Here is a 21,021-nt window from a genome sequence, read left to right as displayed (position 1 = left end):
AGCAGCGCGACCAGTCCAAGGATACGGGCGCTCCGGCGCCGGCGAAGCGCGGCGCGTTGGAGCGGGTGATTCGCCGCACCCGCCCTCAGCGACGCAGGTGTGTGACTACCCAGCGTCACGCGGCATACCCACAGGTGGCAGCATGGCAAGGCGTGCCACTCTCCGGGGGCGTGCAGTGGGGTCGTGACATGTGGGCCGTCTCGGTGATCGATACGCGACCCTCCGGCCGCCACCCTCGCTAGTATGTTATATCATTACGAATGAACAGGTCCGAGATTCGGTTTTTCGGAAATTGACGGCCAGGCGATTTTCATCGGCCCGATATTCTAGCCCGGTGCGCGAGCCGTTTCGCGAGGCTCCAGCTCCGAAAAGCGGCAGAGACGCCTTCGTCCGTTAGGCAGCTTTCCACCGACGGATTATGGACAGGTTTTTGGGCAGGATGTGGTGTCCTTCACGACTTTGCGGTCTCAGAACGCCCGGTTTCGGGGGGGTTGATGTGAAGGGGCTACTTCGGGAACAAGGGGTCTGGTGTTCGACACGCCCTACTCCGACCAATCAATCCCGACCTCTGCGAGGTCGGGGTTTCTTGTAGTCCGCTGGCCCAAAAAGCCGGCGAATCCCGTGCACATATGCCCCTCACGCGCGTGCACGCGCTGGTGGGGCAATGCTCAAGTCAGCCGGTTGTTCGAAGCCGGCGGACGTCGCGCCGTGGTGCGCAGGAGAATTGATCAGCCTGCCATTGCGGGTGCAGGCGTTCATGGTGTCTTTTGGTTCAGGCGCAATCTCGAGGGAGATTCCGTCACCCACCAAGTTATTGCACAAAGTCCCATGCCAGACAGTTCAAAGCCCCAAAGTGTCGCCCCGTCGCGCAGCCGGAAGCGCTGGTGGATGTGGGGGGTGCTTGCCGTCGTGGTGCTGGGTGTCGTTTATGCCTTGGTGGCCCAGCCGTGGCAGGAGCGTGCTGCAACGGTGGCTGTGGAGGTGGTGTCGCTCGGGCCCGTTTCGCAGGTCCTCGCGGTCAATGGCCGGGTGGCCGCGCGCCAGACGGTGAACATCCGCTCGCTCGTTGCGGCGCAGGCCCTCGACGTCGGACCCGACGAGGGCGATGCCGTCGCAGCAGGCGATCTGCTGGTGCGCCTCAACTCCAGCCAGCCCATCGCGCTCGTCGATCAGGCCCAGGCAGCGCTCGACGCCGGCATGGTGCAGCAACAGCAGGCCGAGGCCAATGCGGAGCGGGCACGGGCGCTGGGCGACAATGCCACCCGCGTGGCGCGTGAAGACGCCGAGCGGGCACTGACCACCGCCAGGAACGAAGTGGCACAGCTGCAAGCGGCGCTCGACGAAGCAAAAAGCCAGCTGGCGCTCTACACCATCACTTCGCCGATGACGGGGGTGGTGCTCACACGATCCGTCGATCGCGGGCAGTTGGTGGATGCACAGAGCCAGCTGTTCACCATTGCCGATCTCAATCAATTGGTAGTCGAGACCGATGTGGACGAGATCTATTCTGCCCGTATTCGCAAGGGACTGAAGGCACTGCTGAAGCCCGCCGGCGAAAGCGTGGCGCGAGAGGGCACGGTGAGCTTTGCGGCTCCCACGGTCGATGCGGCGACGGGTGGCCGCGCAGTGAAGATCGACTTCGACACGCCGGTCGATCTGCCGGTCGGGCTAACCGTCAATGCCAATATCATCGTCTCGGAAACCGAGTCGGCCATCTCGGTGCCGCGCGGCGCCATCGTGACCGAGGGCGCGCAGAGCCATGTGCTGGTGATCGAAAACGGGACGGTCGTGTCGCGACCCGTGGTCTTCGAAGACTGGCCGGCCGAGCGGGTGCTGGTGACGTCCGGACTGTCCGTGGGCGACAGCGTGATTCTCGACCCCAGCACGGTGGTTCCCGGACAGGCCGCCGAGGCGGCGTAGACCCATGCTGTACGGCCTCAAGATCGCCATCCGCTATCTCACCGCCAGCAAGGCACAGACGGGCCTGCTGGTGGCGGGCGTGGCGGTCGGTGTGTTCGTGTTCATCTTCATGAGCGCGCTGATCGGCGGTCTCGCGGAGTTTCTGGTGCAGCGCACGGTGGGCGACATTGCGCATGTCACCGTCGAAGCGCCGAGCCGCGATGCGACGTCGCTGCTGCCCGACAGTGCGGGTGTGCTGGTGGTCGAGCAACACGCCAGCAACCAGCGCAACCTGCTGCGAACGGCCGATGCCTTTCTCCCCGTCATCGCAGCTATGCCCGGCGTAACGGCCACCTCGCAGCAGATCGTCGGCAACGGCTTTGTCGTCCGTGGTCAGGCGCGGTCGCCAGTCGGCATCACGGGGGTGGAAAACGGCAAGGTTTCGGCCATTGCCAATATCGCCAAGGCGCTGATTGCCGGCACAACCGAACTGACAAATTCCGGGGTCATCATCGGCAGCGGCCTGGCTGACGACCTGGGGATCGGCGTGGGACAGGTGGTGCGACTCGAGTCGGATCGCGATGTGGAACGCAGCCTTGTGGTCACCGGAATTTTCGAGATCGGCGTCGATACCCTCGACAGCCGTTCGGCTTTCGTGAGCCTGTCGACGGCGCGCACACTGTTCGAATTGCCGCAGGGTGTGTCGCGCATCGAGATCAAGCTGGCCGATCTCAATGCGGCCGACAGCTATGCCAAGCGAATCGCGGCAGACACCGGCCTCAAGGCGACCCCCTGGACCGCGGGAAATGCCCAATTGCTCGACGGCCTGCGGGCCCAGGCCAGTTCGGGCAATCTGATCAAGGGCTTCGCGCTCATCACCATCGTAATCGGTGTGGCGAGCGCATTGCTGCTCTCGACCTATCGCCGGCGTCCCGAAATCGGCATCATGCGGGCGATGGGCGCCAGCCGGCTGTTCGTCGTCGGCGTCTTCGTTGCCCAGGGCACGGCGATCGGCCTCCTCGGCGGGTTGATCGGCGCGGGGCTCGGCTATCTGGCGCTGTCGCCCTTCCCGGTGCCCGAGCTGGCGCCCCCCGGCGGGTTGCCGGTCGATGTGCGGCAGGGTGCCTATGGCCTCGCGATCATTCTGACCACGGTCGGCGCTATTCTGGCGTCCATCCTGCCGGCCCGGTCCGCGGCCCGCGTCGACCCCGTTTCGGTGATCGGCCAGTGACGGTGCTTTTGGAAGTCAAGGATCTGGTCAAGACCTTCGGCGAAGGCGAAGCGGCAACGCAGGTGCTCCGCTCGCTCGATCTCAAGCTGGAGACCGGCGATCTCGCGGCGCTGCTCGGCCCCTCCGGTTCGGGCAAGAGCACGCTTCTGACCATTCTGGGCACGCTGCTGAAGCCGACATCGGGCCAGCACAGCATGCTCGATCGCGACCTAACACAGGCGAGCGACGCCGAGCTCACCGATTTCCGCAATCGGCACATCGGCTTCGTCTTCCAGTTCCACCATCTGCTGCCCGACTTCACGGCACTCGAGAACGTCATGTTCCCCACCGCCGTGCAAGCCGGGCGCGAGACGGCAGCCGCCCGCGAGCGGGCGGAGGAATTGCTGGTCCGCGTCGGTCTTAAAGAACGCATATCGTTCCTTGCGCCAAAGCTCTCGGGTGGACAGAAGCAGCGTGTCGCCATTGCCAGGGCGCTGATGAACAAGCCGGAACTGGTGCTGGCCGATGAGCCCACCGGCAATCTCGACCGAGAAGCGGCCGGCCAGGTGATGGAGTTGATTGAAGAGATCAATCGGGAAGAGCAGACGACCTTCCTCATCTCTACCCATGACGAGACGATTGCCGACTATTGCCGGCGCCGCGTTCTGGTGCGCGATGGCAAGGTGACCAGCGCCTGAGGGCAGAGCGCGCAAACGCAGACCTTTGTGTCTGGTGGACCGCCCTACGCGTCAGGCGTCGGGTGGGGTCCAGGGCTGCAGGCGCAGGACGTTGCCGCCGAGCTGGGCGAAGGCGCGCTGGCGGCAGGAGAAGACGAGGATCTGCTGGTCGCGGGCGCGCTGGTGAAGCGCGTTGAACATGCGCTCAATGCGGTCGTCGTCGGAATAGACCAGCGCGTCATCGAGAATCACCGGGGCGGGCCGGCCGTCGCGGGCGAGCAGGCTGGCGAAGGCGAGGCGGGTGAGAATCGAGAGCTGCTCGCGCATGCCGCCACTCAGCCGGTCGACCTCCTCGTCGAGCCCGTTGCGGCGCACGGTGTGCGGCAGGAGCGTGGTTTCGTCGAAGGTGATGGCGATATCGTCGAACAGCAGGTTGAGCAGCGGCAGCAGCTCGGTGACGACGGGCTTGAGATAGAGATCGCGGGCGGCGGAGCGGGCCGACGTCAGTTCGGCGCGCAGGCGGGTGAGGACGGCGATTTCGGTTTCGAAGCGGGTGACGGCGGCGCGCGCGGTACTGAGGGTCTCGCGGGTTTCTTGCCAGGCTTCCTCGACGGCGCTCTCGGCCTGCGCATTGATCGTGCCATTGAGAACGGCGAGAGTTTCGCGCAATTGCGCGGCCTCCTGCGCGGCCGCGGCATCGACCGAGCGGAGGCGCTTGAGCGTCGCGTCGGCGGCGGCCAAATCGTGGGCCAACGGGCGCAGCTCGGCAGCGCGGGCTTCGGCAGCGGCGAAAGCCGTGGCGCGATTGGCGTGCTCGGTTTCGAGCTGCGCGCGCCGCGCCGGACGATCGGCGCTGGGGCCGAGCTGGGCGTCGAGGCTGGCGGCTTCGCTGGCGATGCGGGCGTAAGCGGTTTCCGCTTCGAGGAGGGCGGCGCCGGCCTGGGCGAGCTGCGGCTCGAGCTCGCGGGCGCTGTTACGCGTCGTGGCGACCCGGTCCGTGGCCGCTTCGAGCGCGGCCCGCGCGGCAACTGGATCGCCCTTCAGTTCGAGCGCGCCGGCGCTTTGTTCGGTGAGGCGGGCGATTTCGGCCTGCAGCGCCGCAATGCCCCGGGGGGCAAGATCGGCGAGGCGCTGACGCGCCAGATCGCGCGCGGCGGTGCGGGTTTGCGCCTCGGTGCGGCGTTGCAGGGCAGCGGCCAGGCTGTCGACGCCGAGAGCGGCGAACTGGTCGCGCAGCTGCGCCTCGGCGGCAGCGATTTCCGCGCCGGCCTCGGGCGGACGGTTGGAGCGCAGGGTGATGCGGCCGACACCGGCGATCTCGAGGGTCGCGGTATCGGTAAAGCCGAGCTCGCGGCCGTCTTCGAGCAGCGTGTCGCCGAGACTGACCGTTCCCGTGGTGCCGGGGGCGTAATCGACGCGCAGCGTGGGGAGGCTGGCTTGCTGCGTGGCGCGGAGGCGCTGAAGGTTGGCCTCGGTCGCCTGCAGCGTGGCGATGGCCTTGTCGGAGATGCTGAGCGCAGCGAGCGCCGCATCATGCGCCTCGACATCGGCGCGGGCGGTTTCGGCGGTCGCCAGTTGCGCCTTGAGCGCGGTGAGCCGCTCGCTGGCATCGCGGGCGCGCAGGGCGGCGTCGAGCCGGGTGAGCAGGTCGCGCTGTTCGCGCTCCTCAGCTTCGGCGGCTGCGATGGCGGCGCGGGCGGCATCGGCGGCGGTGGTGGCTTCGGTGCGCCGGGCGAGCGCGGCATCGCGGCGTGACTGCAGGCCGGTGAGTTCGGTCTGCAGTGCCGCGTCGCGCTGCTCTGCAGCCTTGAAATCGTCGAGAGCTTTGGCGGCACTGTCGCGATGGTTGCGGGCGAGCGCCGCTTCGGCTTCGGCGCTCTTCAGCGCATCGGCGTGGCGCCTGGCGGCTTCGAAGGCGGTTTCGGCGGCGGTGATGGCCGCGCGGCGGGCGGCCTGTTCGTCCGGTTTGTCGATTTCGGCGAGGCGGCTGCGGGCCTGGCGGCGCTGATCGAGCGCCTCGCGCAGGGAGCTGACCTTGGCGGCGAGCTCGGCTTCGGCAGTTTCGAGCGCCGCGGCCTCTTCGAGCTTTGCGGCATAGCGGCCGCCGGACTTGGGACGGCCAGTGGCGGTGACGAGCTTGCCCAGTTCCTCCTCGCAGGCGGCGAGGATTTCTGTCATGCGGCGGCCGCCGGTGAGCGCTTCGACTTCGCCCTGGACCGAGGTGAGCAGGGTTTCGCGAACGCGCTTGTCGCTTTCGAGCTCGGCGTTGGTCTGGCGCTCCATCCCGGTGAGGCCCTGGCGCACCCAGAGCAGGCCCGCCGGTCCGGCGCTGCCCCCGCGGGTCAGTTCGGAGATGAAGTTTTCGGCCTCGTCGGCCTGGGCGATGAGACGGCCGCTGACCAGGTCGCGCACGCTGGCGCGCTTGCCGCCGAAGAACTGCTTGGTGAGGCGATAGCGCCCGTCGGCGGTTTCGATATCGGCCTCGATCAGCGGGTTGCCACCGCTATAGGGGCGCAGCTGCCTGACGGCATTCGCGGTGCCGGTGTGGGGCTGGAAGAACAGCGCGTGCAGCGCTTCGAAGGCGGTCGACTTGCCGTGTTCATTGGCGGCGGTCAGCACATTGACGCCGTCGCCGATGTTTTCGATGGCGACGCCCTGGCCGCCGAAGCGGCGGACATTGTGGAGGCGCAGGGCCGTCAGCTTCATGGAGCGATGGCCTCGCAATAGCTGAAGAGCCGGACCAGCGCGGCGCGGGCGATGTCGCGGGCTTCGGCCGACAGGGCGGGATCCTCGCTTTCGGCGAGCAGGGCCTCGGCGGCCGTGCGCAGCGCCCCGGCATGATCGATATGGTCGAGATCGGTGGCGTCGCAATCGGTCGCGAGGCCCGTGAGATCGGTTTCGAGATGGGCGAAATCGGGCTCCAGCGCAGCGATGGCGGCCATGAGCGCGCTGCGATCGGCGAGGCGGGTGCGGCCGGTGGCGGTGATGCGCAACAGCGTCTGGCGGCGCGCCGGAACCGGCGGCAGCAGCGGCTCGAGGGTGTCGGCACCGGTTTCGCCGGCGAGGAGTTCGAGCGGCAGATCGCGCCAGGTAAAGCTGGCGGTTTCGACCGTGGTGACCTCAGGCGGGGCGCCCGGGGCGGCGATCTCGACCAACAGCGCGCTGCCGGGCCGCTCGTGCTTGAAGCGGTCGGGCTCGGGCGTGCCGCTATAATAGGTGCGCGGATTGACGGCGATCTGCCCGTGCCAGTCGCCCAGTGCCAGATAGTCCAGCCCGGCGCGGCTGGCGCGATCGGGGGCGATGACATCGGAAGCCGCTGCATCCTCGGAAAACTGCTGGATGGCGCCATGGGCAAGCCCGAGCCGCAGGGTGCCATCGGGTGTCGGCGCGTCCATCATCCACTGGGTGAGATCGCGGCCGGGGCGGCGGGCGGTACAGGGCGCAGGCAACAGCGTGACATGGGACGCCAGGGACATGGGTTCTGCCGTGCCGGCGATGATGACATTTTGCGGCGCTGCCGTGTGGGCGGCATCCCACAGCTGATCGGCGAGGAGACTGTCGTGATTGCCCGGCAGCAGCACGAAGGTGAGCGGGGCGTGAAGGCCCATTTCGGTCAGCGCCTGGCGCAGGATCGCCGGGCTGGGGGTTTCGGTATCGAAGGTGTCGCCGGCGAGGAGAACATGGGTCGCGCCATGGGTGCGGGCCGCGCTTGCCAGCCGCGAGATGGCCGTGTGCCGGGCCTCGCGCAAGCGGCCGCGCAGATCCTCGGGCAGATTGCCGAAGCGCTTGCCCAGATGCAGATCGGAGCTATGGACGAAACGAAACATCGCACTACCCAAGCCCCATGCCGGCGGCAAAAGCAACCGGGCTCAGGGCCTTGCCGGACGAAGGCCGGGGATAGGTGTGGGCGCCGTATCCGAGGGCACTGGCGCTTGAGGCGCCGAGCACGTCCCTCCGCCCGATTTTCCTGCGCCGGGCGGCCCGCTGTCGTCGGGGCGTCATGCAAGCGTCGTAGAGCGCGCGGGACTTGGACCCCGGGGGCATGATTTTGGATTCCTATGCGCGCATTCTGGACGAGATGGTGGCAACAGCACGTGAAGCCGGGGCGCTGACGCAGCGGCATTTCGCGCGCTTCCGCGAGCTCGAGATCGGCATCAAGGGACCGGCGGATTTCGTGTCGGATGCAGACAAAGAATCGGAGCTCCTGATCCGCGACCGGCTGTTGTCGCGCTATCCGGGCTGGAGCCTGACCGGTGAGGAATTTCCACCGGTTGACGGCACCGACGCGGAGCACCGCTGGCTGGTCGACCCGATCGACGGCACGACCAATTTCATCAACGGCATGCATTACACGATCTCGATCGCGCTGCGGCGCGGGCGCGAGACGGTGTGTGGGGTGCTGTACAATCCGGCGGCGGACGAGATGTTCACCGCGCTCAAGGGCGATGGCGCCTATCTGAATGGTGAGCGGATGACCGTGAGCCAGCAGACCGATATCGGGCTGATGTGCGTGGGCACCGGACTGCCGACGCCGAACCTGTCGCTTTACCCCGGCGCCTATGCGCGGCTCGACGCGATCCGCGCGCCGATCGGTGCGGTGCGGATTGTCGGCAGCGCGGCCAATTCGTGCGCCTATGTCGCGATGGGACGGCTGACCGGCTATTATGAAGAGACCGGGTTTATCGACACGGCGGCGGGCATTCTGATGGTCGAAGAGGCCGGGGGCGTGGTCACCGACTGGTGGGGCCGTGGCCCGGAGGTCTATGAGCGGACCGGCACGCTGATCGTCGCCAACCCGGCCACGCATGCCTATCTGATGGAAAAGCTGCGCGACGTGCCGATGAAGGACCCGGCCTGACCCAGCCCGCACGAGCGGCAGACCTCACCCGAGGGCGGCGAGCAGGCCCTCGGGATCGTCCGTGGTGATCTGGTCGACCCGCAGCGCCAGCAGGCGTTCGACGATGCCGAGCGAGGCGGGATCGGAGGCGCGGATCGTATAGGCGTCGATGCGGCGCCCATGGGCGTGGAAGGCGGCGACGAGATCGAAGCCGGCCTCCTCGGCGGCAAGCACCAGCTCGTAGGCCAGATAGACCAGTTCCGCATCGGGTGAATCGGCGACAGCCGAGGCGAGGAAGGCTGCGTAGTCGCCGGTGGCGCGCAGGGTGTCGATGGCCCCCTTGTGGCAGGGATCGTAGCCGATGCGCAGCCCGGGGACCGGAGCTGCCAGCAGGCGGACCGCCTCGGCATCGCCCGAGGAGAGGATGAAGTGGCGGGCCACCGGGGCAAGCGCCTCGGCAAAACCGGCGATGACCTCGGGCGTCAGCGCGGCGGCGTCTTCCTTGAAATCGAGCTGCAGCAGCGCATCGGGATGGGCCCCGTCGCGAGCGATCAGCGCCGCGAGATCCTCGAGCAGCAAGACCCGATCGGCGATCGGCCGGCCGGCATTGTCGCGCAGCTGCAGCTGGCGCAGCGTGGCGGCAGACGTGTCGCGGACACGGCCGGTGCCGGTGGTCTCGCGCTCCAGCGAGAGATTGTGCAGCACCGCCATGCCGTTATCGGCGTGGATCACCAGGTCGACCTCGACGCTGGCGCCAGCCCGCATGCCCTCGAGAATGCGGCGCCCGGTGAAGACCGGATCGGTGCCGGTGCGGCGGCCGCGATGCCATTTGAGAGCGGTGCGGTGACCGTCGCGGGTGATCGCCACGGGCGCGGTGTCGGTGGTCATGAAGGTCACTCGGGCGTGCTGCGATGGATGGCGGCATTGTCGCGATAGACGGCGAAGGCGCGCGGCTTGAGATCGACCGCGCTATCGGGCTGCCAGTGCCTTGCGTCGGGCACCATGGCCTTGAGCCGTGTTGCATCGGGCAGGTCGATATCGACGATGGCGTGGGTGCCGAAATCGGTGATGCGGCGAATGCGGGCCATGCCCTCGCCGCTTGCCGGGGCGATGTGCAGGGCTTCGGGGCGGACGGCGAGAACGGCCGGGCCATCGGCCACCGGCACGGACACGCGGAAGGCCGAATGGGCGAACTCGCCGCTGGCGATCTGACCTTCGACGAGGTTCATCGAGCCGATGAACCCGGCGACGAAGGGCGTGGCGGGCTCGCGATAGACCTGATCTGGCGGGGCTGCCTGTTCGGTGCGGCCATTGCGCATGACGACGATGCGATCGGCGAGCGCCAGCGCCTCATCCTGTCCGTGGGTGACGAAGAGCGTGGTGATGCCGAGCCGCTGCTGGATGTCGCGGACCTCTTCGCGCAGCCGCTCGCGCAGGTGCTGATCGAGGCTGGCGAAGGGTTCGTCGAGCAGCAGGATTTTTGGTTCGAGCACCAGCGAGCGGGCAAGCGCGACGCGCTGCTGCTGGCCGCCCGAGAGCTGGCCGGTGCCGCGATTGCCGTAGCCGGCGAGGCCGACCAGCGCCAGCACGGCCTCGACCCGCTCGCGGATTTCGGCGGCTGGCAGGCGGCGCAGCTTGAGGCCGAAGGCGACGTTGTTGAACACATTCATATGGGTCCACAGCGCGTGGCTTTGAAACACCATGCCGGTGGGCCGCTTGTCGGGCGACAGGCGGGTGACCTCTTCGCCATCGATACGGATGCTGCCGCCGGTGGGGGTTTCGAAGCCGCCGATCATGCGCAGCAGCGTGGATTTGCCGGAGCCCGAGGGGCCGAGCAGACAGACGAGTTCGCCATCGCCGACGGTGAGGGTGAAATCATCCACCGCCATGACCGTGGGCGAGAAGCGTTTCGAAACGGACGCGATATCCAGAACAGACATTAGTACTCTCTCAGCCGCCGAAACCGCGGGCGAAGGCGCCCGAGTTGATCACCCTACGGGCGAACAGCAGCGCGATGAAGGACGGCACCCAGAGCAGGACGGATAGGACCGCACCGTACTGGATGACCGGCTGATTGTTGATGAAGGATATCATCAGCACAGGCAGGGTGCGCACCTGGGGTGCGCCGATGAGCCAGGCGCCTTCGGTTTCATAGAAGGTGCCGACGAAACTGAGCAGGATGGCCGCTGCGATGGTGGGGCCGGCCTGCGGCAGGGTGATGGACCAGAAGACCCGCAGCGGGCTGGCGCCGACGTCGCGCGCCGCCTCTTCCATGCGCCGGTCGACGCTTTGAAAGGCGGCGACGGGAATCCAGATCATGAACAGCAGGGTGCCCACCAGCTGGATGAGGACGACGCCCCAGAAGGTGCCGATAAGGTTGAGCTGCAAAAAGATGGCCGCGATGGCGACCAGGAGGCCGAACTTCGGGAAGGCGTGGCCGACGAGGAAGGAAAAGAACAGCACGTCGCGCCCCGGGAAATCGAGCCGGGCGAAGGCATAGGCGGCAGGCAGGCAGACGAGCGCCGAGAGCAGGGTCACGACGGTCGCAAGGCTGAGGCTCATGGTGAGGCTGGACCACACATCGGCGCGCGACAGGGTGGCGAACCAGTAGCGCAGGCCGAATTCCTGCGGAATGACGGCGGGAAAGCGCCAGACGTTGGAGAAGGCCCAGGTGCCGACAACGAGCAGCGGGCCGAGGATGACGATGGTCAGCACGGCCGCAAAGGCGATGCCGGTCCAGTCGATGCGGCGGGTGGTGAGGGCGGCCATCAGGGTGTCCGGTTTTTCGCGACGGAGCGCACGTAGAACAATCCGAACACAATGCAGAAGGCGAAGGTGATGACGGCCTGGGTGATGGCCATCTGCGGATCGTTGTTGTCGCGGAAGGTGCGCTGCATGAACGGGCCCATCATTTCCGGTGCGGCGGGGCCGAGAACATAGGGCAGCGTGAAGGCGGAGAAGATGCCGAGCACGGAAAAGGACACGGCGACGAGGATGGAATTGGAAATGCGGGGCAGCACGATGTGCCACAGCACATGCAGCGCGCCGGCACCGACGTCACGCGCGGCCTCGACGGCGGCGTTCGAGACATTGCCGAGGCCGGAGACGAGAATCAGCACGGTGAGCGGGATATTGTCCCATACGAGGCCGATCACCGGCCCCCAGGGCGTCAGATAGGGCGAACGGATGCGCGGCAGGCCTACGGCGTTGAGCAGCAGATCGACCGTTCCATTGGGGCCCAGAACGCGGATGAAGGCGTAGCTGAGAATGATCGAGGGCACGAACATCGGGAAGATGGCGAGGCCCTGCACATAGGCGGCGAGCCGATTGGTGGAAAAGCGCAGATAGAGCGCGATGGGCAGGCAGATGACGAGCAGCAGGGCGCCGCAGAGCGCCGTGGTCCACAGCGTGACCCACAGATTGGCGAGGCTGTAGCCGTCGGTGAAAAAGAAGGCGTAGCTGTCGAAGCTGAGGCCGGGGATACCGTCGGCATCGGGCACCCAGACAGTGCGGACGAGCGCCGAAAGAATAGGCCAGATCACCATCCACCCGGCAAGAAGCACCGGGATGGCGACGAGCAGGAGGCCGAAAAGCCCCCTGCCCGCCGGATGACCGGCCGTGTCGCTGGTCGTCGATGGCATCAGCTGTTGCGGTCCACGTTCGGCGCAACGTTGCGATACCAGCCGTCGTTGATCGCGACTTCCCATTCGCCACCCGGGAAGGTGGGGATGGAGGCGGGGATAACGTCCTTGTACTTCTCGCGCAGATCGGCCGAGACATAGTCCCAGGAGACGCCGGGGAAGCCGCCGAGCTCGGTGAGGACGGCGGACTGGATTTCCTCGGAGAGCAGGAAGTCGGCCAGCTTGAGCGCCATGTCGCGGTTGGTGCCGTTTTCGAGAACGACGGAGCGCGAGAAGCCGCCCGGGAAGCCGAGATCGCTGAGCTGGACGAGGCCCGTGGTCTCGGGCAGCGCGCCCTGCGAGATGGCCGACAGGGTCTGATCGGACCAGGCCGGGATCATGGTGACGGCGGACTGGTTGAGCAGCTGGATCGACGGGGTGTTGCCGCCGGTATAGGCGCCGCCATCGAACAGCGACGGGGCGAGGTCGTTGAGCAGCTCCCAGGCCGGGGCGAGCGCCGCTTCGGCCGCCTCGGGGGTGAAGTTGTCGACGGTGAAGGCGGACGGATTGCGACCGTTCACTTCGAGGATGGCGCGGCGCACGAAATTGCCGCCCGAACCGCCCTTGTCCGGACGATTGTAGATGAACTGCCCGGGGTTGGCCTTGATCCAGGCGACTAGCGCGTCCCAGGTCTTGGGCGCATCGGCGGGATCGAGCTTGGTGGTATCGTAGGCGAGCAGCACCTGGCTGCCGCGATAGGGCAGCGCGTAGTCGGTGTCGATGGCCAGCGGGTTGACCTTGGACCAGTTCTCGAGCCCGGCTTCCTGCATGTTGACGTAAAGGCCGGCTTCGATGGCACCGGCGGGCAGGCGCGGATCGAGGTTTTCGAAGTAGTCGGCCTGCGGATCGGTGCCGGTCTGCATGGCGGCGAGGGCGCGGTCGGCGATCGACAGCTGACCCGAATTGTCACCGGCATCGACGAGGTTGAGCTTCACGCCCGGATTGGCAGCCTCGAACTTGGGGGCGACCACATTGGCCCAGAAATCGAGAATGTTGGTGTCGGACGAGGTGTACCAGTCGATCCGGCCTTCCTCGGCGAAGGCGAGGCGTGGCAGCAGCACCATGCCGGCGGCGGCGCCGGCAGCGGAAATGACGAAAGCGCGACGTTTCATGTCTGTCTCCCTGTGTGGCCGGGCGGAGGGGCGACGGCCATGGGTTGTCAGCCGATCGTGTCGGGGACGCATCCTTTAGAATGCGGGACTGGCGAAGGCGGGATCGGCACAGCTTCACCGCGACCGGGCCGGGAGCGGCGGGTCAGCGGGGCGTGGTAAACCGGAAAGCCATGACAGCTGAATGACGGCTGGATGACCACTGGACGACGCTGCGGCGAAGTGGTGCCGACAGCGCAGATTCAGGCGAGGCGCGCGGCGGCGATGGCGAGGATTTCGCGGAAGGCCGTGAGGTCGGTGAGTTCGGTGCCGGGCGCGGCATTGCCGATCACCACAGCGCCATCGCGATTGAGCACGCCGCCATGCAGCATGAGATTGTCGGCAAAGCCGAAATCCTCGATGGCGAGCCCGTCGGGCCCACGCAGCCGTCCGGCATCGTCGGTGACGCACAAATCTCCATAGTGGTCGCGAACGCGCTCGCCGTGAGTCTGAGCGACATTGGTATAGGCGAAGACCGGACAGCCCAGCGCGCACATGAAACCGAGTTCGAAGGCGGTGCCAGTGTCGGTTGCGAGGCCACGGAACGGCGTCAGATTGGCGATGATCGCGTCGGCCGAGCGCATCAGCTTTTCATCGATGGCGGAGATGGCGAGCCCGAGCTGCCACTGCGTGTCGGTGGGCGGGAATTCGAGATCGCCCGGGGCGACCGGGACGAGGCCGGCGGCGCGGGTCAACGCGATCTTTTCGTCGAGAATGGCGCGGGCATTGGGCAGGAAGACCTCCGGCCCGGCGAGATAGACGGCTTTGGCCACGACGCGGTTCTCCACAATGCGGCAGGGGACACTATGGCGCCATAGCAGGCCGGTGGACGGGCGGGAATGGGCGCGGGCGCAGGGCGGGTTTGCACGGCGGGCTGTTTCACGTGAATCGGCAGCGGATCTGCCCATAATCCAAACATGACTAGAATACTCTTGTTTTTGAAATCGGGCTCGGCTAGCACTCCGCGTGTTTTTGAAAGCGGTGCCGTTTGGGGCCCGCCACTATCGTGAAGGAGCTGGTTTTGACATTTCGCAGGGTCTTGAGTGCGTCGGTATTTGCGCTGGCATGCAGCGTCGCCGGAGCGCAGGCGGCATCGACCAGCTATCCGCTGACGCTTGAAAACTGCGGCGTCGAGGTGACGTTCGACGCGGCGCCGGAACGCGCCGTGGCGCTGGGCCAGAACAGCGCCGAGATCATGCTGCTGCTCGGGCTCGAGGACCGGATGGCGGCGACGGCCTTCTGGCCGAGCAAGGTGATGCCGGAGCTGGCCGAGGCCAATGCGCAGGTGAAGCTGCTGACGGTGGAATCGCCCTCGCTCGAGGGCATTCTGGCCGAACGGCCGGACTTCGTCGCGGCGCAATTGCTCAATCTGCTGGGCCCCGAGAGCAAGGTCGCCAAGCGCGAGGATTTCGCGCAGCTGGGCATTCCCAGCTACGTGTCCCCCGGGGTATGCGCAACACGGCACGACGCCGGTGACGTGCATGGCGCGCGCGATGAGCTTTGGAACATGGACCTGCTCTACCAAGAGATCGGTGAGCTGGCGCAGATCTTCGATGTCGCCGATCGCGGCGACGCGCTGATTGCCGATTTCAAGGCGCGCGAAGCCGCGCTGCGCGCTCGGGTCGGGACCGATGAGAGCGACCTGAGCTTTGTCTTCTGGTTCTCCAGCCCCTCCCCCGCCGACGACGCCTATCTCGGTGGCGGCAAGGGCGCTTCGGCCTTCATCGCCGACCTGCTGGGCGGTCACAATGCCATCAGCACCGATGTCGAATGGCCCACGGTCAGCTGGGAAGGCATCATCGCGGCCAATCCATCGGTGATCGTTGTCGCGACGCTCGATCGCGACCGCTGGGTGCTCGACAGCGCGGAGGAAAAGATCGCCTTCATGAAGGGCGATCCGGCCGTCAGCCAGCTGCCCGCCGTGCAGCAGGACCATATCGTCGTCATGGACGGCCAGGCGATGAACCCGACGATCCGCACGCTCTATGGCGCCGAGCAGGTGGCAGCGCAGCTGGAAGAGCTTGGCCTGATCAAGTGACGCAACACGTCCGCAGATTCGGGGAGCAGGCCGGGCTCGGTCTGCTCTTCTTGCTGTCCGCAGGATTGCTGGTGCTGGTAATTGGACTGGGCACCGGCATCGGCGAACTGCCGGTTCCGCTCGACACGACGTTTCTGGCAGTCGCCAAGCGGCTCGGCTGGATCAATGTGGCGCTCGACCCGATCCATGAAAGCGTCATCTGGGACTACCGGCTGAGCCGGGCGCTGGTGGCGGCCTGCTGCGGGGCGGGACTGGCGCTGTGTGGCGCGATCCTGCAATCGCTGCTGCGCAATGCCCTGGCCGAGCCCTATGTGCTGGGGATTTCGGCGGGCGCCTCGACGGGCGCGGTGGCGGTGATCGTCCTCGGTGTCGGAGCCGGCGCGGTGACGCTGTCGGCCGGCGCCTTTGTCGGGGCCTTCGTGGCCTTCGGCTTCGTGGCGCTGCTGTCACGCGGCGCCAGCGGCAGCGCGACCCGCACGATCCTGGCCGGAGTCGCGGCCTCGCAATTGTTCAACGCCCTTACCTCCTACATTGTCAGCACCTCGGCCAGCGCGCAGCAGGCGCGCGACGTGATGTTCTGGTTGCTGGGCAGTTTTGGCGGCGTGCGCTGGCCGGAGCTGCAGCTGGTGTTCGTGGTCGTCGTGATCGGCTTTTTCGCCTGCATGTTCTTCACCAAGGCGCTCGATGCCTTTGCCTTTGGCGAGGATGCCGCGGCATCGCTCGGCATTCCGGTCGGCACGGTACGGCTGGTGTTGTTCGGCGTGACGGCGGTGATGACCGCGACGATCGTCAGCATGGTCGGTTCGATCGGCTTCGTCGGGCTGGTGGTGCCGCATGCGGCGCGTTTCATCGTCGGCCCGACCCATAGCCGGCTGCTGCCGACCTGTGTGGTGACCGGCGCGATCTTCATGGTGCTGGCCGATATCGTGTCGCGCGTGGCGCTGACCCAGCAGGTGCTGCCGATCGGCGTCGTCACCGCGCTGGTGGGCGTGCCGTGTTTTTCCATCATTCTGTATCGCAGCAGGCGCGGCTGATGAGCATCAAGGCGAAAAACCTGATCTGGTCAGCGGGCGGCAAGCGCATCCTCAATGGCGTTTCGCTTGAGGCGCGGCCCGGGCAGATGCTGGGCCTGCTAGGGCCGAACGGCTCCGGCAAGTCGTCGCTGCTGCGGCTCCTCGCCGGCCTGCGCCAGCCGGCCGAGGGCAAGGTGACGCTCGATGGGCGCGACATGCGCCAGTTGAGCCGCAAGGCCATCGCGCGGCGGGTGGCGCTGGTCGAACAGCATGCCGCGACCGAATCAGCGGTGCGGGTGCGCGACGTGGTGGCGCTCGGCCGGATACCGCATCAGGCGATGCTGGCCGGCGCGACGCATGCCGATGTCGAAGCGGTGGATGCGGCGCTGGCGCGCGTCGGCATGCAGGATCGTGACAAACAGCTGTGGCAGAGCCTTTCCGGTGGCGAGCGCCAGCGCGTCCATATCGCGCGGGCACTGGCGCAGGCACCACGCGAACTGCTGCTCGACGAGCCCACCAATCACCTCGATATCCAGCATCAGATCGAATTGCTGCGGCTGGTGTCGGAGCTGAAGCTGACCAGCGTCGTGGCGCTGCACGATCTCAATCACGCGGCGATGTTCTGCGACCGGTTGATGGTGATGGATGGCGGGCGGCTGGTGGCCGAAGGCACGCCGGCCGAGGTGCTGACCGAAGCGCTGCTGGCCGAGATCTTCAGGGTCAAGGCGCGCGTCGATGTCTCGCCGCACCATGGGCGGCTGCAGATCCACTATCTGATCTGACGAAGCCGATCAGGCGGCGAGATCGGCGACGACGGCGTCGAGGACGGGCCATCCCTTGTCGGTGACGCGGATGAAGCCATTGGGCAGGGTTTCAACGAAACCGATAGCCTTGAGCTCGTCGATCTGCTTTTCGGAAATGGCCCGGCCCGACAGCATGGAGAAGCGGCGCGGGTCGATGCCTTCGCGCAGGCGCAGGCCCATGACCAGCAGTTCGTCGCCCTCTTCTTCCCAGGTCAGCACGTCGTCGGTGACCATGCCATGGCCGCGCGAGGCGACGCGCTTTTGCCAGTCGAAGGGCATTTTCTCGGTGGCAGTGGCGTGGCGCTGGTTGTTGATCAGCAGACGGCCATGGGCGCCGGGGCCGACGCCGACATATTCGCCATAGCGCCAGTAGATGAGATTGTGCCGGCTCTCCTGGCCCGGGCGGGCATGGTTGGAGATCTCATAGGCCGGGAGCCCGGCGCTGTTGGCCAGCTCCTGGGTCAGTTCGTAGAAATCAGCACTGAGATCCTCATTGGGCATCTGCAGTTTGCCGGCATTGAACATGTCGTAGTAGCGCGTGCCCATTTCGATGGTGAGCTGGTAGAGCGACAGGTGCCCCTGGGCGAGCCAGAGCGCTTCGGTGAGCTCATCCTGCCAGTCCTCGAGGGTCTGGTGCGGGCGCGCATAGATGAGGTCGAAGCTCGTGCGGTCGAAGATCGACTGGGCGAGGCGCACGGCAGCAACGGCTTCGTCCACGGTGTGGCGGCGGCCCAACTCGGCCAGCGGCTTTTCGCGCAGCGACTGGACTCCGAGCGAGACGCGATTGACGCCCGCCGCGCGGTAGCCGCGGAAGCGGTCGGCCTCGACCGAGGTCGGATTGGCCTCGAGGGTGATTTCTGCCCGCGGATCGATGGTCCAGTGCTTGCCGATCTCGTTGATGATGGTTTCGACCGAACGCGGCTGCATCAGCGATGGCGTGCCGCCGCCGAAAAAGATCGACTGCACGGTGCGGCCGGGCGTCTGGCGGGCGAACCAGGCGAGTTCCTGCGCGTAGGCTTCGACATAGGCCACTTCGTCGAAGGGCCCGCGATGGACGTGCGAGTTGAAATCGCAATAGGGGCATTTGGCGGCGCAGAAGGGCCAGTGGACATAGATGCCGAACAGGCCGTTGGAGCGCGGGTCGCGTGAATTGTGGCCTTCAGTGCTCAATATCACCTCCCAGCGCGCCGGTGACGAATTCGGCGAAGGCGCGGGCCCGGTGGCTGATGCCGTTCTTCACCGCAGACTGCATTTCGCCGAAGGTGATGTCGTAGCCGCGCGGCATGAAGACGGGATCGAAACCGTGGCCGCTATCGCCGCGTGGCGGCCAGACCAGCGTGCCATCGACCTTGCCGGTGAAGATGTCGTCGCGGCCATCGGGATGGGCCAGGCAAAAGGTCGCGTTGAAGCTGCCGCTGCGTTGTGCCGGCTCGATGGCACCGACCGCGGTCAACTTGTCCTCCACCCGGCGCATGCCGAGATCGAAGTCGCGGCCGGTCGGGGTCTCGGCCCAGTTGGCGGTGTAGACGCCGGGCTGGCCGTCCAGCGCATCGACCGAGAGGCCCGAATCGTCGGCGAGGGCGATGCAATCAGCCGCCTTGGCGGCCGCATGACCCTTGAGGCGAGCGTTTTCGACGAAGGTCGTGCCGGTTTCTTCAGGCTCGGGCAGGCCAAGCTCGCCCGCCGACACGATGTCGAGCCCGTAGGGGCTGAGCAACGCACGGAATTCTTCCAGCTTGCCGGCATTGTGCGTGGCGATCACCAGACGGTCCCCCCGCCGCAATGTCAGCTTGCCGGCCATCAGCTCAGCGCCGCCTTCTGGATGGCGGTGAGTTCGGTGGTGCCCTTTTCGGCCAGACCCATCAGGGTCTCGAGTTCGGCGCGCGAGAACGGCACCTGCTCGGCCGTGCCCTGGATCTCCACATATTTGCCGGAGCCGGTGAGCACGAAATTGGCGTCGGTATGGGCCTCGACATCCTCGAGATAGTCGAGATCGAGCACCGGGGTGCCGCGATAGATGCCGCAGGAAATGGCGGAAACCGAATCGCGCAGCGCCTGACCCTTGGTCAGGTTGCGGGCCTCGAGCCACTTGATGGCGTCGGCCAGCGCGATATAGGCGCCGGTGATCGAGGCGGTGCGGGTGCCGCCATCGGCTTCGAGTACATCACAATCGAGTGTGATCTGATTCTCGCCGAGCGCTTCCATGTCGACGACCGCGCGCAACGAGCGGCCGATGAGTCGCTGGATTTCCTGGGTGCGGCCGGTCTGCTTGCCGGCGGTCGCTTCGCGCCGGTTGCGCGAGCCCGTGGCGCGCGGGAGCATGCCATATTCGGCGGTGACCCAGCCGAGCCCCTGCCCGCGCCGCCAAGGCGGCAGGCTGGTTTCGACCGATGCGGTGACGAACACCCGGGTCGAGCCGAAGCTGATGAGGCAGCTGCCTTCCGCTTTCGGCGCCACATTGCGTTCGATGGTCACGGCCCGCATTTCGTCGGGCTGCCTGCCTGATGGCCGCATAAGGTCAAATCACTCCGTAGCATTGCTGTTAACGGGGTCTTAACCTTGCGGGGGTGGCGCCTACAAGCGTCGCATGCTTGGCGACACAGGGCTTTGTGCCTAAATGGTGAATATGACGGATTCGATGAAAGTGCCGGAAGACGTGATGTCGGTGCTGAATGCCCGCAGCCAGGACATCTTCCGCAAGCTGGTGGAACGCTATCTGGACACCGGGTCGCCGGTGGCCTCGCGGGACATTGCGCGCATGCTTTCGGTCGGGTTGTCGCCCGCCTCGGTGCGCAATGTGATGCATGACCTCGAGGATCTGGGGCTGATTGCGGCGCCACATACCTCGGCGGGCAGGCTGCCGACGCAGCAGGGGCTGCGATTCTTCGTCGATGCAATGCTGGAAGTCGGCGCGGTGGACGAAGCCGAGAAGGCCTCGATCGCCAAGCAGATCCAGAGCGGCGTGACCGGACACGGACGGGTCGAGGACGTTCTGACCGAGGCCAGCCAGCTGCTGAGCGGGCTGAGTCACGGCGCGGGCGTCGTCATTGCGACGAAATCCGACCTCATCTTGAAGCACATCGAGTTCATCCGGCTCGATGCCGAGCGCGCCATGGTGGTGCTGGTGGGTGAAGACGGATCCGTCGAAAACCGTGTCGTGCCGCTGCCGCCGGGCCTGACCGCGAGCGCCCTGACGCAGGCATCGAACTTTCTTGCGCATCACGCCGTTGGCAAGACGCTGAACGAGACGATGCAGACGCTGCGCGCGCAGCGCGACCGGATGCGCAGCGAACTCGATGCGCTGACGCAGAGCCTCGTCGAAGCCGGCATGGCGACGGTGACCAATAATGGCGCGACGGCACCGCCGACGGTGATCGTGCGCGGACGCGCCAACCTCATCAACGACACGATGGCCTCCGATGAGGTCAACAAGATCCGCCAGCTGTTCGACGAGCTCGAAAGCCGCGAGGGGCTGATCGAACTGCTCGGTGACACCGACAAGGCGCAGGGCGTGAAGATTTTCATTGGCTCGGAGAACAAGTTGTTCTCGCTTTCCGGCTCATCGGTGATCCTCAGCCCCTACAAGGATGCCAACCAGAAAGTGGTGGGCGTTATCGGGGTGATCGGGCCGACGCGGCTGAACTATGCGCGCATCGTGCCGGTGGTCGACTACACGGCCAATGTCGTTTCAGCCATGTTCCGCCGCAACGGCTGAG

The 21,021-nt window shown here is 66.4% G+C and carries 19 protein-coding genes; 8 read left to right on the top strand and 11 right to left on the bottom strand.

Annotated elements, in window-relative coordinates; translation table 11 throughout:
- Window positions 1–828 precede the first annotated feature (828 nt).
- Genes ACN0TK_RS08630 through ACN0TK_RS08620 form a run of 3 tightly spaced genes read left to right on the top strand, consistent with a single transcriptional unit; the run spans window position 829 to window position 3,807 of the window.
- Window positions 829–1,920, top strand: a complete 1,092-nt coding sequence (locus ACN0TK_RS08630) for an efflux RND transporter periplasmic adaptor subunit (RefSeq protein WP_417309070.1) — start codon at window positions 829–831, stop codon at window positions 1,918–1,920.
- 4 nt (window positions 1,921–1,924) lie between these two features.
- Window positions 1,925–3,130: an ABC transporter permease gene (locus ACN0TK_RS08625; protein WP_417309069.1), complete on the top strand. Its 1,206-nt coding sequence runs from the start codon at window positions 1,925–1,927 to the stop codon at window positions 3,128–3,130.
- The gene (locus ACN0TK_RS08620) at window positions 3,127–3,807 is read left to right on the top strand and encodes an ABC transporter ATP-binding protein (protein WP_417309068.1); all 681 of its coding nucleotides are present in this window, start codon (window positions 3,127–3,129) and stop codon (window positions 3,805–3,807) included. The genes ACN0TK_RS08625 and ACN0TK_RS08620 overlap by 4 nt, the downstream gene beginning before the upstream one ends.
- 51 nt (window positions 3,808–3,858) lie before the next feature.
- Here ACN0TK_RS08620 and ACN0TK_RS08615 read toward each other — a convergent pair whose 3' ends face one another.
- Window positions 3,859–6,492, bottom strand: coding sequence for an AAA family ATPase (locus tag ACN0TK_RS08615; protein WP_417309067.1), 2,634 nt, complete (start codon window positions 6,490–6,492; stop codon window positions 3,859–3,861).
- Window positions 6,489–7,613, bottom strand: coding sequence for a metallophosphoesterase family protein (locus ACN0TK_RS08610; RefSeq protein ID WP_417309066.1), 1,125 nt, complete (start codon window positions 7,611–7,613; stop codon window positions 6,489–6,491). Before ACN0TK_RS08610 ends, ACN0TK_RS08615 begins: the two co-directional genes overlap by 4 nt.
- Before the next feature lie 215 nt (window positions 7,614–7,828).
- Between ACN0TK_RS08610 and ACN0TK_RS08605 the strand changes: the two genes are divergently transcribed.
- A complete protein-coding gene (locus ACN0TK_RS08605) occupies window positions 7,829–8,644 on the top strand; it encodes an inositol monophosphatase family protein (RefSeq protein WP_417309065.1) in 816 nt (271 codons plus the stop codon).
- 24 nt (window positions 8,645–8,668) lie between these two features.
- Here the strand turns inward: ACN0TK_RS08605 and ACN0TK_RS08600 are convergent, their stop codons facing one another.
- The 6 genes from ACN0TK_RS08600 to ACN0TK_RS08575 form a co-directional block, all read right to left on the bottom strand.
- On the bottom strand, window positions 8,669–9,511 hold the full coding sequence (locus tag ACN0TK_RS08600) for a glycerophosphodiester phosphodiesterase (RefSeq protein ID WP_417309064.1): 843 nt from the start codon (window positions 9,509–9,511) through the stop codon (window positions 8,669–8,671).
- Window positions 9,512–9,516: 5 nt separating this feature from the next.
- Window positions 9,517–10,563, bottom strand: coding sequence for an ABC transporter ATP-binding protein (locus ACN0TK_RS08595; RefSeq protein ID WP_417309063.1), 1,047 nt, complete (start codon window positions 10,561–10,563; stop codon window positions 9,517–9,519).
- A gap of 10 nt (window positions 10,564–10,573) precedes the next feature.
- Window positions 10,574–11,392 (bottom strand): ABC transporter permease, encoded by an 819-nt coding sequence (locus ACN0TK_RS08590; RefSeq protein WP_417309062.1) that lies wholly within the window; start codon window positions 11,390–11,392, stop codon window positions 10,574–10,576.
- Entirely contained in the window at window positions 11,392–12,264 is an 873-nt protein-coding gene (locus ACN0TK_RS08585; protein ID WP_417309061.1) for an ABC transporter permease, read from the bottom strand. Before ACN0TK_RS08585 ends, ACN0TK_RS08590 begins: the two co-directional genes overlap by 1 nt.
- Window positions 12,264–13,415, bottom strand: coding sequence for an extracellular solute-binding protein (locus tag ACN0TK_RS08580; RefSeq protein ID WP_417309060.1), 1,152 nt, complete (start codon window positions 13,413–13,415; stop codon window positions 12,264–12,266). The genes ACN0TK_RS08585 and ACN0TK_RS08580 overlap by 1 nt, the downstream gene beginning before the upstream one ends.
- A 239-nt stretch (window positions 13,416–13,654) precedes the next feature.
- Window positions 13,655–14,224 (bottom strand): nucleoside 2-deoxyribosyltransferase, encoded by a 570-nt coding sequence (locus ACN0TK_RS08575; protein WP_417309059.1) that lies wholly within the window; start codon window positions 14,222–14,224, stop codon window positions 13,655–13,657.
- A gap of 266 nt (window positions 14,225–14,490) precedes the next feature.
- Between ACN0TK_RS08575 and ACN0TK_RS08570 the strand changes: the two genes are divergently transcribed.
- The 3 genes from ACN0TK_RS08570 (at window position 14,491) to ACN0TK_RS08560 (ending at window position 17,284) form a co-directional block, all read left to right on the top strand.
- Window positions 14,491–15,489 carry an ABC transporter substrate-binding protein gene (locus ACN0TK_RS08570; RefSeq protein WP_417309191.1) on the top strand — a complete coding sequence of 333 codons (999 nt, stop codon included), beginning with the start codon at window positions 14,491–14,493 and terminating at the stop codon, window positions 15,487–15,489.
- Between the two features lie 65 nt (window positions 15,490–15,554).
- Complete coding sequence (locus ACN0TK_RS08565) at window positions 15,555–16,523, top strand: FecCD family ABC transporter permease (RefSeq protein ID WP_417309190.1); 969 nt, start codon at window positions 15,555–15,557, stop codon at window positions 16,521–16,523.
- A complete protein-coding gene (locus ACN0TK_RS08560; protein ID WP_417309058.1) occupies window positions 16,523–17,284 on the top strand; it encodes an ABC transporter ATP-binding protein in 762 nt (253 codons plus the stop codon). The genes ACN0TK_RS08565 and ACN0TK_RS08560 overlap by 1 nt, the downstream gene beginning before the upstream one ends.
- Before the next feature lie 9 nt (window positions 17,285–17,293).
- Here the strand turns inward: ACN0TK_RS08560 and hemW are convergent, their stop codons facing one another.
- The 3 genes from hemW to rph are packed head-to-tail and all read right to left on the bottom strand — an operon-like array spanning window position 17,294 to window position 19,819.
- Window positions 17,294–18,475: a radical SAM family heme chaperone HemW gene (gene hemW, locus ACN0TK_RS08555; protein ID WP_417309057.1), complete on the bottom strand. Its 1,182-nt coding sequence runs from the start codon at window positions 18,473–18,475 to the stop codon at window positions 17,294–17,296.
- A complete protein-coding gene (rdgB, locus tag ACN0TK_RS08550) occupies window positions 18,465–19,106 on the bottom strand; it encodes an RdgB/HAM1 family non-canonical purine NTP pyrophosphatase (protein ID WP_417309056.1) in 642 nt (213 codons plus the stop codon). Before rdgB ends, hemW begins: the two co-directional genes overlap by 11 nt.
- A complete protein-coding gene (rph, locus tag ACN0TK_RS08545) occupies window positions 19,106–19,819 on the bottom strand; it encodes a ribonuclease PH (RefSeq protein ID WP_417309055.1) in 714 nt (237 codons plus the stop codon). Before rph ends, rdgB begins: the two co-directional genes overlap by 1 nt.
- Window positions 19,820–19,943: 124 nt before the next feature.
- Here rph and hrcA point away from each other — a divergent pair, with 124 nt between their 5' ends.
- Entirely contained in the window at window positions 19,944–21,020 is a 1,077-nt protein-coding gene (gene hrcA / locus ACN0TK_RS08540) for a heat-inducible transcriptional repressor HrcA (protein WP_417309054.1), read from the top strand.
- Window position 21,021 lies beyond the last annotated feature (1 nt).

Source organism: Devosia sp., assembly GCF_048261455.1.
Taxonomy (GTDB): domain Bacteria; phylum Pseudomonadota; class Alphaproteobacteria; order Rhizobiales; family Devosiaceae; genus Devosia_A.
Note: the sequence above shows the minus strand (reverse complement) of the source record. Positions and strands in the feature narration are given on the sequence as shown.